Source organism: Flavobacterium sp. B167r, assembly GCF_056824315.1.
The window spans coordinates 2011084-2023154 of record NZ_CP124859.1 but is presented as its reverse complement, the minus strand read 5'-3'; the positions used below and the strand labels follow the sequence as shown (position 1 = coordinate 2023154).

Below are 12071 nucleotides of genomic sequence, written 5' to 3'. Positions count from 1 at the left end.
CTTATTTCTTTTTAGCAGCTGTTTTTTTAGCTGGTGCTTTTTTAGCTGTTGTTGTTTTTTTAGCAGCAGTTTTCTTTGCTGGTGTTTTTGCGGCAATCATTTCTTGAACCTGAGCTAATGTTAATTTTGTTGCATCAACATCTTTACTTAATTCAATTTTGATTTTTCCTTTCAGAATCACAGAACGTCCCCAACGGGCTTTTTCTACTACAATTCCTTCTTCTTCCCAATTATGAAGAACTTTGTCAATGTTTTTCTGAAGTTTATCTTCAATTAATTCCTCAACATCAGCCTGAGATAAATCATCAAAATTGTATTTCTTGCTTACATTTACAAAAAGTCCGTTCCATTTAATGAATGGCCCAAAACGTCCCACTCCTTTTTGAACTGCTTCTCCTTTATAAACTGCAATTGGCGCATCTGCAAGTGCTTTTTCGTCAATTAATTCCTGAGCTCTTTCTTTAGAAACATTAAGCGGATCTTCTCCTCTTGGCAATGAAATAAATACACTTCCGTGGCGAACATACGGACCATAACGTCCATTACTTACTTCAACCTCTTCTCCTTTATATTCACCTAAACTCTTTGGAAGTAAAAATAAATTCAAAGCTTCCTCAAGTGTAATGTTTCCTATATTTTGGTCTGCCATTAAACTTGCAAACTTTTTATCTTCATCATCTGCTTCTCCAATTTGAGCCATTGGTCCAAATTTTCCTAAACGAACAGAAACTTGTCTTCCGTCTGCATCTTTTCCTAGAATTCTCTCACCGCTTTCGCGTTCAGCATTTGCTTCAACTTCTTTAACATTTGGGTGAAATTTATTGTAGAAATCCTGCATCATTTTAGCCCAATCAATATTTCCTTCAGCAATTTCGTCAAAGTCTTGCTCTACTTTTGCCGTGAAATTATAATCTAAAATGTTTCCAAAATTCTTTACTAAGAAATCTGTAACGATAGTTCCGATATCTGTTGGAACTAATTTTCCTTTATCAGAACCTGTATTTTCTTTAAGAACTTTTTCTCCTACTTTACTATTTTGCAAAGTCAGCTGAGTATAATTACGTTCTACACCTTCCAATGTTCCTTTTTCAACATAATTTCTATTAATAATTGTCGAAATAGTTGGTGCATAAGTAGAAGGACGACCAATTCCAAGTTCCTCTAATTTCTTAACTAAAGATGCCTCTGTATAACGTGCAGGCGGTCTTGAATATCGTTCTGTGGCTGTAATATAATTGTTGGCCAATTTTTCATTTACTTTTAAAGCAGGAAGCATTCCTTCTTGCTCTTCTTCATCGTCATCATGACCTTCTAAGTATACTTTTAAGAAACCTTCAAAAAGCAATACTTCTCCAGAAGCTGTAAAAATTTCACTATGATTATCTGCTTCGATTTTTACGTTTGTTCTTTCCAATTGCGCATCGCTCATTTGAGAAGCCAACGTTCTTTTCCAGATCAAATCGTACAAACGCGCTTGGTCACGATCAATATTTACAGTGTGTCGCGACATATCTGTCGGACGAATTGCTTCGTGCGCTTCTTGAGCTCCTTTGTTTTTATTAGCAAAAGTTCTAGGCTTAGAATATTCTTTTCCGTAAGATTTTATGATTTCTGCCTCAGCCGCGTTCATCGCCTCCGAAGAAAGATTCACAGAGTCAGTTCTCATATAAGTAATAAGTCCCGCTTCGTATAAACGCTGTGCTAACTGCATTGTGATACCAACTGGCAAGTACAATTTTCTTGCAGCCTCTTGTTGCAACGTAGAAGTTGTAAAAGGTGCTGTTGGCGATTTTTTGGTAGGTTTAGTTTCTAAATCTCCTACCTTATATTTAGAACCGATGTTTTGATTTAAAAAATCTTCGGCCTCTTTTTTAGTATTGAAATTTTTTGGAAGTTTTGCTTTAAAAGCTTTTCCCGTTTCGTTTACAAATTCTGCAACAATTGAATAGGTTGCAACTGCATTAAAATTTTGAATTTCACGTTCTCTTTCTACAATTAAACGTACAGAAACAGATTGTACACGACCAGCAGAAAGTCCGCCTTTGATTTTTCTCCATAAAACAGGAGATAATTCGTAACCTACTAAACGATCTAAAACACGACGTGCTTGTTGTGCGTTTACTAAATTATAATCAATTTCTCTTGGATTATCGATTGCTTTTAGAATCGCAGTTTTTGTAATCTCATGAAAAACGATTCGTTTGGTTTTTTTTGTATCTAGCTTCAATTCTTCCGCCAAGTGCCATGAAATAGCCTCTCCCTCGCGGTCCTCATCGCTCGCTAACCAAACCATTTCGGCATTCTTAGAAAGTGACTTTAGTTTCGTTACCAAGGCTTTTTTATCCGGAGAAACTTCATATTTAGGTTTAAAACCATTTTCTACATCTACTCCTATTTCCTTTGATGGTAAATCGGCTATGTGACCATAACTCGACTCCACCTGAAAATCACTTCCGAGAAATTTCTCGATCGTTTTCGCCTTTGCAGGTGACTCCACTATTACTAAATTCTTTGCCATTGCTCTTATTTTCTGCAACAAAAGTATCTATTTTTTTTAAATATTGACCTTACGAATGCATTTTTGAAGTATTTTGATATTATGAAACTTAAAATTGCAGATTTATCTGTAATATTCTCTATTATATATATAGGTATAACTTTTAATGATTTCTGACCGAGAAATGTGCTTTTTGAAACCGATTCTCCCTAGCCCAGATTGAAGTGAAAAGCCCGGAGTAAAAAAAGCAAAAGTTTCTTGTTTAAAAAAAGCGACCAACGGAAGCTCTTTTTTAAACATTAGAAACTTTGCTTTTTTATGAGGACTTGAAACGGAAAGCTGGAAATAGCTCCTTAATAGATTTTAGATTTTAGATTTTAGATTTTAGATTTTAGATTTTAGATTTTAGATTTTAGATTTTAGATTTTAGATTTTAGATTTTAGATTTTAGATTTTAGATTTTAGATTTTAGATTTTAGATTTTCTGTTAAAAAGCTTCGCTTTTTTTGATTGTGACCAATCTAAAATCTAAAATCAGAAATCTAAAATTCTTTTTCTGCCATCTTGTCATATTAGATACAATTAACCTATCTTTGCACTTTGAATTTTTATAATGGAAAAGATTATTGAAGAAAGCAAACAGGGCGAAAGTCTTGTTCTGGAAAATAAACCTGAGAATACTAAAAAACTATTTATAGAAAGTTACGGCTGTGCGATGAATTTTTCGGACAGCGAAGTCGTAGCTTCCATTTTATCTGACGGAGGATATAACACAACTTCAGTTTTAGAAGAAGCCGATTTGGTTTTGGTAAACACTTGCTCAATCCGTGATAAAGCGGAACAAACTATTCGCAAACGTCTTGAAAAATACAACGCTGTAAAACGTATTAATCCTAAAATGAAAGTAGGCGTTTTAGGCTGTATGGCCGAACGTTTAAAGAGTCAGTTTTTGGAAGAAGAAAAAATAGTTGATCTTGTTGTTGGTCCAGATGCGTACAAAGATCTTCCAAATTTATTGGCTGAAGTTGAAGAAGGACGCGACGCCATCAACGTAATTTTATCGAAAGAGGAAACGTACGGAGATATTTCGCCTGTTCGTTTGATGAGTAACGGAATCACTGCATTAGTTTCAATCACTCGTGGTTGCGATAATATGTGTACTTTTTGCGTTGTGCCTTTTACACGCGGACGCGAAAGAAGTCGTGAACCACAAAGTATTATGGCTGAAATTCAGGATTTATGGAACAAAGGTTTTAAAGAAATTACACTTCTTGGACAAAACGTTGACAGTTACCTTTGGTACGGAGGCGGTTTGAAAAAGGATTTTGTAAATGCTTCTGAAATGCAAAAAGCAACTGCGGTTGATTTTGATCAATTGCTTGAAATGGTTGCAGTTGGTTTTCCTAAAATGCGTATTCGTTTTTCGACTTCTAATCCGCAGGATATGCACGAAAGTATTTTGCATGTTATTGCGAAATACCCGAATATCTGTAAACACATTCACTTGCCAGTTCAATCTGGAAGTAACAGAATTTTGAAAGAAATGAATCGTCTGCATTCTCGTGAAGAATATATGGCTTTGATTGATAAAATTAAAGCAATTATTCCTGATGCTTCGATTTCGCAAGATATGATTGCCGGTTTCCCAACTGAAACTGAAGAAGATCACCAAGACACCATGAGTTTGATGGAATACGTAAAATATAATTTCGGTTATATGTATTCGTATTCGGAACGCCCTGGAACTTTGGCTGGAAGAAAAATGGAAGATGATGTTGAAGAGGAAACAAAAGCCAGAAGATTACAGGAAATTGTCGATTTGCAACAAAAACACGCTTGGCTTAGAAGCGAAGAATTCGTTGGTCAAGTTGTTGAAGTTTTAGTGGAGAAAGTTTCGAAAAAATCAAAAGAAGAATTCTCTGGAAGAAACTCGCAAAGTATTACAGTGGTTTTCCCAAAAGAAAACTACAAAATTGGAGATTTCGTAAACGTAAAAATCACAAGCTGTACAAGCGGAACTTTAAAAGGTGAAGCTGTTGGTTTGAGCAGCATGAATTAATTTTTTTTAGCCACAGATTAAAAGGATTAGAAGGATTTTTTTAATATTTTTCTTACTTTTAAATCGTGATGAAAAATTAAAATTTATGCAATATTATAGAAAAGAAGAAACTTATAAGATTATCGGAATTTGCATGGAAGTGCATCGAAATCTTGGTCCAGGTTTATTAGAAGTGGTTTACAAAGATGCTCTTGAAGTAGAATTTAAAGAAAATAATATTCCATTTGAAAGAGAAAAAGAATATTCAATTGAGTACAAAGGAAAAGTGTTGCCTCATAGATTTTATGCTGATTTTGTAATTAATGAAGACATAATTTTAGAAGTAAAGGCTATTAAAGAATTTTCAAGTGAGCATATTGCGCAAATTTTAAATTATATAAAATTATCAAATTCAGAAGTTGGTTTGTTAGTCAATTTTCAAACAAAATCTCTTCAACATAAAAGATATATTATTTAAATTTAAAAAAATCTTTTTAATCCTTTTAATCTGTGGCAAAACAAAAAAAATACAAGCCAAAGTTTTAGGCAAAACCTAAAACAAATAGAAACTTGAAACAAAATCTAACATGGAAACAGTTCAAGCAATAAAACAACGATTTGAGATTATTGGAAATGATCCGAAATTAAATCGTGCTATCGAAAAGGCCATTCAGGTTGCTCCAACTGATATTTCGGTTATGGTAACTGGGGAAAGTGGTGTTGGTAAAGAAAATATTCCAAGAATTATACATTCGCTTTCGCACAGAAAGCATGGTAAATATATCGCCGTAAACTGCGGAGCGATTCCGGAGGGAACCATTGACAGTGAACTTTTTGGTCACGAAAAAGGCGCTTTTACAGGAGCTACAAGTACGCGTGAAGGTTATTTTGAAGTGGCAGACGGCGGAACAATTTTTCTTGATGAAGTTGGAGAATTACCATTAACAACTCAGGTGAGATTACTTCGTGTTTTGGAAAATGGTGAATTTATAAAAGTAGGTTCGTCTCAAGTTCAAAAAACAAATGTTCGTATTGTTGCTGCAACAAATGTGAATTTATTTAACGCCATCGAAAAAGGAAAATTCCGTGAAGATTTGTACTATCGTTTAAGTACAGTCGAAATCACGTTACCGCCTTTACGCGAAAGAAATGACGATATTCATCTGTTGTTCAGAAAGTTTGTGGCCGATTTTGCTCATAAATACAAAATGCCACCTTTAAGACTGGATGATGACGCTGTTCAGCTATTACAGAAATTTAGATGGAGCGGAAATATTCGTCAGCTTCGAAATGTGGCGGAACAAATTTCTGTTTTAGAAACTAATCGTGATATAACATTATCAATTCTTAAATCTTATTTGCCAGCCGAAGGAAGCAATCTGCCTTCTGTTATTAGCGATAGCAAAAAAGAAAGTGACTTTAGCACTGAAAGAGACATTTTGTACAAAGTGCTTTTTGACATGAGAAGTGATTTGAACGATTTGAAAAAACTGACTCTCGAGTTGATGAAAAATGGCACTTCGAAAGTACAAGATATTAATCCGAATTTGATTCAGAAAATATACGGAAATCAGCAAAATGACAGCGAAATTGATTTTGAAGAAGAACCAAGAACTGCTGTTGTAACAACTCCTGTTGTTCGTGAAGATAATTATCAAATTCAAGACGACAATTATTTGTTTGCTGAAACCATCGAAGAGGAAGAAATTTTACGTTTGGAACAAAAAGAAATCGAAATGATCAAAAAATCATTAGAAAAAAATAAAGGAAAACGTAAAGCCGCGGCAGACGAATTGGGTATTTCTGAACGAACTCTATACCGCAAAATCAAACAATTCGATTTATAAAAATAATTAAATTTCAATTTTAAAAAATCCAATTACTATATTTGAACGCAATTGGAATTTGGGATTTTATCCCGACACTTCGGGATTGGAATTTTACCAATAAACATTATGAAAAAAATATATTCTCTTTTTGCCTTATTAAGTCTTTTCATGCTAAGTGGCTGTTCTGTTTACAACTTTACTGGAACTGGAAAAATTGATGCTAAAACATTTCAAGTTAACTTTTTCCAGAATAATGCAGACTTAATTGAACCTGGAATTGATAGAACTTTTACTTTGACTTTACAGGATTTGATTATGAATCAAACCAACTTAAACTTAGTTAGCAATGGTGGTGATTTGGTTTATGAAGGTGAAATTACAGATTATAGAATAACGCCAATGACTGCAACTGCAGATCAGCAAGCGGCACAAAACCGTTTGTCTATTCGTGTCAATGTGCGATTCATGAATAAAAAGAAAGAAACAGATGATTTTGAAAGATCTTTTGAATTCTATTATGATTTCCCTGGACGAGATCTTCCTACAGGTTCTGTTTTAAATGAAGCAATCAGAGTTATTTTTGAAAGAATTACCCAAGATATCTTTAACGCTTCATTAGCAAAATGGTAGTTCAACTTGTTAAATCGTTTAATCGTCTAACCGTTTAATCGATTAAAAGTTAGACAAAATAAATAAGCGATTAAACAAATAAACGATTAAACAAAAAACAATGAACGTTAGCGATTATATCTACTTAATGAACAAACCCGATGCTATTACAGAGAAGCAGGCGGACGCATTAGGAAGTGTTCTGAATGAATTCCCATATTTCCAAAGTGCACGCGCATTGCGATTAAAAGGGCTTTACAATCAGAACAGTTTTAAGTATAATTATGCTTTAAAAGTTACGGCTGCATATACGTCTGATCGTTCTGTTTTGTTTGATTTTATAACTTCTGAGGCCTTTACTTCTATTCAAAATGATTTTTACGAACAAAAATTGAGAGATCTTCTTGAAATTACTGTTTTTGATAGTGAAATAATATCGCCAGAGCAGATTCAAAAAGCAATTGAAGTAAAAGCCGACATTGAAAAACAGCCTTTTTTAGAAGCAATTAAAGAAGCTCAAATTTCTGTTATTGAAACGCCTTCAGTTGTACAGTCTGTACAAATTGAAGATTCTGTAAAAACCGAAGAACTCGTACAAGCCGAGGAAATAAAGGCTCAAGAACCAATAATTATAGAAGAGCCTAAAAAACTGCCAGAAATAGATCCTTCTATTTTTCTTGCAATAAAAGAAGCGCAAACTGTAACTTTTGAAAAACCAATAATAAAAGAGGAAGAGCTAAAACCAATTCCTGAAATAGATTTTTCCATTTTTGCCGCAATAAAAGAAGCGCAAACTGTAACTTTTGAAAAACCAGAACTGCTTCCTGAAATAGATTTATCTACTTTAACCGCAATAAAAGCTGCCCAAAACGTAACTTTTGAAAAACCGGTAATAGAGGAAGAAAAGAAAGTTGATTCTGTTGAACTTAGTAATTCGCATGATGCAGAAGAAGCTGAAAGAGCTTCCTTTTCAGAACCAACACAAACTGAAGAACCTAAAATTGATCGCGTAGAAAATTCAATTTTAAACTCTATTAAAGTTTCTGAAACACTTTCTGCACCAGAACCTGTAGAAACCAAAGAACTCAAGGAAGAACCAAAAAATGAGCGAATCGAAAACTCAATTTTAAGTTCTATCAAAGAAGCAGAAGCGACTATCGAGCAGCCTGTAAAAACTGAAGAAGCAAAAGCTGATCCTATTATAGAAGAACCTGCTGTAGAAGAGCCTTCTCTAAACTCGGTTGAAGAAGAGGAAGATGACAGTGTTATTGAAGAAATGATTATTCCGGAGTTTAAAATGAATACCGTTGAACGATCTATTCTTTCTTCAATTAAAGAATCTGAGACAAAAGCACCTACAGAGCCAAAAGAAGAAATTCAAGAAGTTATTAAATCTGAGGATAAGGAAGAAGAAATAAAAGAGGAAAACGAAGACACGATTGAAGAAATAATCGAAGAAGAAGAATCTAATGAACCTGCAAAAACAGCTGCAGAACATTTAGAAATCGGAAAACCTTTGGATTTTTCTTTAAGTGAAAAACACTCTTTTCAAGAATGGCTGCAATTATCTAGAACAGAACCTATTGACCGTTCAAGCGAACTTTCTCCAGAAGAACAGGAAGCAGGAAGAGCCCGACAAGAGCAATTAATTATTGAAGAGAAACAAAAAAAAGCTGAAATTATCGATAAGTTTATCGTAAGCAACCCGAAAATCTCTCCAATAAAACCTGGAAACAATGCTCCAGCAGTGCAAATTGAGAGCGGTCCTGAGGACAATTCATACCTAATGACAGAGACTTTGGCTAGAGTTTATCTGGAACAAAAGAAATATACAAAGGCAATTCAGGCATATGAAATATTAATTTTGAAATATCCAGAAAAAATTACTTTCTTTGCAGACCGCATATCGGATATTAAGATTTTACAACAAAATAACAATAACAATAATTAAGTAATGAGCACATTTTCAATTTTTTTAGTTTTAATCACAATAGTTTGTTTTCTATTGATCGTAGTTATTATGGTACAAAACCCTAAAGGAGGCGGATTGTCTTCTACTATCAGCGGAACGCAGATGTTAGGTGGAGTACAAAAAACAACTGACTTTTTAGATAAAAGTACTTGGACTTTAGCTACTGTTTTAATTGTGCTAATTTTACTTTCAAGCTTAAGCTTCTCTGGATCTTTAAGCGATACAGAATCTAAAATCATTGACAAAACTGAAGCTCCTGTAAATGCACCTGCAGCTCCAGCACAAGGAAATACTCCTGCTCCAGCAGCACCAGCTACAAAATAATTTTAGCTCGATATAAAAATCTAATGCCAGCCTGTCAAAGCTGGCATTTTTTTTAAGAAATAATGTCAGTTTTTCTAGCATGGCATAATTTCTGAAAGTTTATAGAACATAAAAAAACGTATAACTTATAATAACATAAAATCATGGCATTAAACATTAAACCGCTTTCAGACCGCGTACTTATTGAGCCTGTTGCAGCTGAAACTAAAACTGCCTCAGGTATTTTTATTCCTGATACTGCCAAAGAAAAACCACAAAAAGGAACTGTAGTTGCAGTAGGAAACGGATCTAAAGATCACACAATGACTGTTAAGGTTGGAGATACTGTACTTTACGGAAAATATGCTGGTACAGAATTAAAATTAGAAGGTACTGATTATTTGATTATGCGCGAAGACGACATCTTAGCAATTATTTAATTTCGCTATAAGCCGTAAGCTTTAAGCTATAAGCTTTTTCTAAAAACGTAAAAAAGCATAAAGCCTATTGCCTAAAGCGTAAAGCCAAAAAATAATGAGAGATTTTAAAAAATACGATATTTGGCAGCTTAGTCATTCTTTAACTTTAGAAATCTATAAATTGACTTCTTCATTTCCAAAAGAAGAATTATATGGATTAACAAGTCAGATTAGAAGGGCTTCTTCCTCAATTCCAACTAATATAAGTGAAGGATGCGGAAGAAACAGTGACAAAGAGTTCAATCAATTTCTCAACATAGCTTTGGGTTCTGCGAATGAAACCGAATATTTAATGATTTTAGCTAAAGATTTGCAATATCTAAATAATGAGATTGCTGAAAATCAACTAGAAAAAATTAATAGTATAAAAAGCAAAATTTACAAGTTAAAACAAGTATTAATAAAGCTGTAAGCAATATGCTATAAGCTTTAAGCTTTTCAACAAAGCCTAAAGACTATTGCTTAAAGCCTAAAGCAAATAAAATTACTAATCAGCAGTAGAAAAGCATAAAGCTTAAAGCCTACTGCCTAAAGCAATAAAAAAAATGGCAAAAGATATAAAATTTGATATTGAAGCACGTGACGGTTTAAAACGTGGTGTTGATGCATTGGCAAATGCTGTAAAAGTAACTCTTGGACCAAAAGGTCGTAACGTAATTATCGGAAAATCATTTGGTGGACCAACTGTTACTAAAGATGGTGTTTCTGTTGCAAAAGAAATCGAATTGAAAGACCCATTAGAAAATATGGGCGCACAAATGGTAAAAGAAGTTGCTTCTAAAACTAATGATTTAGCTGGAGACGGAACTACAACGGCTACAGTTTTAGCACAAGCGATAGTAAAAGAAGGTTTGAAAAACGTTGCTGCAGGTGCAAATCCAATGGACTTGAAACGTGGTATCGACAAAGCGGTTGAAACTATCGTTGCTGACTTAGCAAAACAAGCTAAAGTTGTTGGAAGTGATTCTGACAAAATCAAACAAATTGCTTCTATCTCTGCAAATAATGACGAAGTTATTGGTGAATTAATCGCTACAGCTTTCGCTAAAGTTGGAAAAGAAGGTGTAATCACTGTTGAAGAAGCTAAAGGAACTGATACTTTCGTTGACGTTGTTGAAGGAATGCAGTTTGACAGAGGATATCTTTCTCCTTACTTCGTAACAAATCCAGAGAAAATGGAAGTTGAATTAGACTCTCCATACATCTTATTATACGACAAAAAAGTTTCTTCTTTAAAAGAATTACTTCCAGTTTTGGAGCCAGTTGCTCAATCAGGAAAACCATTATTAATTATTGCTGAAGATGTTGACGGTGAAGCACTTTCTACTTTAGTAGTAAACAAATTAAGAGGAGCTCTTAAAATTGCTGCTGTAAAAGCTCCAGGTTTTGGAGACAGAAGAAAAGCAATGTTAGAAGATATCGCAATCTTAACTGGTGGAACTGTAATTTCTGAAGAAAGAGGTTATACTCTTGAAAATACAACTATCGAAATGTTAGGAAACGCAAAAAGAGTTTCGATCGATAAAGACAATACAACTATCGTAAGCGGTGCTGGTGAAGCTGATATCATCAAAAACCGTGTGAACCAAATCAAAGGTCAAATGGAAACTACGACTTCTGATTATGACAAAGAAAAATTGCAAGAACGTTTGGCTAAATTAGCTGGAGGTGTTGCAGTTCTTTACGTTGGTGCAGCTTCTGAAGTTGAAATGAAAGAGAAAAAAGACAGAGTTGATGATGCGTTACACGCAACTCGTGCTGCTGTTGAAGAAGGAATCGTTGCTGGTGGTGGTGTTGCTTTATTAAGAGCTAAACTTGCTTTAGCAGACTTAAAAGCAGACAATGCTGATGAAGCAACAGGAATTCAAATTGTTTCTCGCGCTGTTGAATCTCCGTTAAGAACTATTGTTGAAAATGCAGGTCTTGAAGGTTCTGTAGTTGTTTCTAAAGTATCTGAAGGTTCAGGTGATTTTGGATACAACGCAAAAACTGACGAATATGTAGACATGCTTTCTGCTGGAATTATCGATCCTAAAAAAGTAACTCGTGTAGCTCTTGAAAACGCTGCATCTGTTTCTGGAATGATCTTAACTACAGAATGTGCATTAATTGATATTAAAGAAGAAAGCGCTGGCGGAATGCCAATGGGTGGCGGTATGCCAGGAATGATGTAATTCATTCTCTTCTTAAAACTTAAAACGCCAGATAAATTGTCTGGCGTTTTTTTTAGCCACGACTCGAGCGATAGCGAACAGACGAAGTAATTCACGAATTATTTATCCAAATGTTTGCGAATATTTTAGTTCAGATTACACGAATTAAAAGAATTAAATCTGTGGAAAAC

The 12071-nt window shown here is 34.3% G+C and carries 10 protein-coding genes; 9 read left to right on the top strand and 1 reads right to left on the bottom strand.

Annotated features, from left to right (window positions below; genetic code table 11):
- Window position 1 precedes the first annotated feature (1 nt).
- Window positions 2-2518, bottom strand: a complete 2517-nt coding sequence (gene topA, locus QLQ96_RS09105; RefSeq protein ID WP_482496378.1) for a type I DNA topoisomerase — start codon at window positions 2516-2518, stop codon at window positions 2-4.
- A 592-nt stretch (window positions 2519-3110) separates the two neighbouring features.
- Here topA and miaB point away from each other — a divergent pair.
- From miaB to groL, 9 genes are all read left to right on the top strand, one after another.
- Window positions 3111-4556: a tRNA (N6-isopentenyl adenosine(37)-C2)-methylthiotransferase MiaB gene (gene miaB, locus QLQ96_RS09100; RefSeq protein WP_482496377.1), complete on the top strand. Its 1446-nt coding sequence runs from the start codon at window positions 3111-3113 to the stop codon at window positions 4554-4556.
- An 85-nt stretch (window positions 4557-4641) separates the two neighbouring features.
- Entirely contained in the window at window positions 4642-5013 is a 372-nt protein-coding gene (locus QLQ96_RS09095) for a GxxExxY protein (RefSeq protein WP_482496376.1), read from the top strand.
- 109 nt (window positions 5014-5122) lie between these two features.
- Window positions 5123-6382, top strand: a complete 1260-nt coding sequence (locus tag QLQ96_RS09090) for a sigma-54 interaction domain-containing protein (RefSeq protein WP_482496375.1) — start codon at window positions 5123-5125, stop codon at window positions 6380-6382.
- Between the two features lie 108 nt (window positions 6383-6490).
- Window positions 6491-6994, top strand: a complete 504-nt coding sequence (locus tag QLQ96_RS09085) for an LptE family protein (RefSeq protein ID WP_482496374.1) — start codon at window positions 6491-6493, stop codon at window positions 6992-6994.
- A gap of 100 nt (window positions 6995-7094) precedes the next feature.
- The gene (locus QLQ96_RS09080; RefSeq protein WP_482496373.1) at window positions 7095-8924 is read left to right on the top strand and encodes a tetratricopeptide repeat protein; all 1830 of its coding nucleotides are present in this window, start codon (window positions 7095-7097) and stop codon (window positions 8922-8924) included.
- Between the two features lie 3 nt (window positions 8925-8927).
- Window positions 8928-9269, top strand: coding sequence for a preprotein translocase subunit SecG (gene secG / locus QLQ96_RS09075; protein WP_260672699.1), 342 nt, complete (start codon window positions 8928-8930; stop codon window positions 9267-9269).
- 143 nt (window positions 9270-9412) lie between these two features.
- Window positions 9413-9688, top strand: a complete 276-nt coding sequence (locus tag QLQ96_RS09070) for a co-chaperone GroES (RefSeq protein ID WP_012023920.1) — start codon at window positions 9413-9415, stop codon at window positions 9686-9688.
- A 94-nt stretch (window positions 9689-9782) separates the two neighbouring features.
- Complete coding sequence (locus QLQ96_RS09065) at window positions 9783-10139, top strand: four helix bundle protein (protein WP_482496372.1); 357 nt, start codon at window positions 9783-9785, stop codon at window positions 10137-10139.
- Window positions 10140-10272: 133 nt separating this feature from the next.
- The gene (gene groL / locus QLQ96_RS09060; RefSeq protein WP_482496371.1) at window positions 10273-11901 is read left to right on the top strand and encodes a chaperonin GroEL; all 1629 of its coding nucleotides are present in this window, start codon (window positions 10273-10275) and stop codon (window positions 11899-11901) included.
- The last annotated feature ends 170 nt before the right edge of the window (window positions 11902-12071 follow it).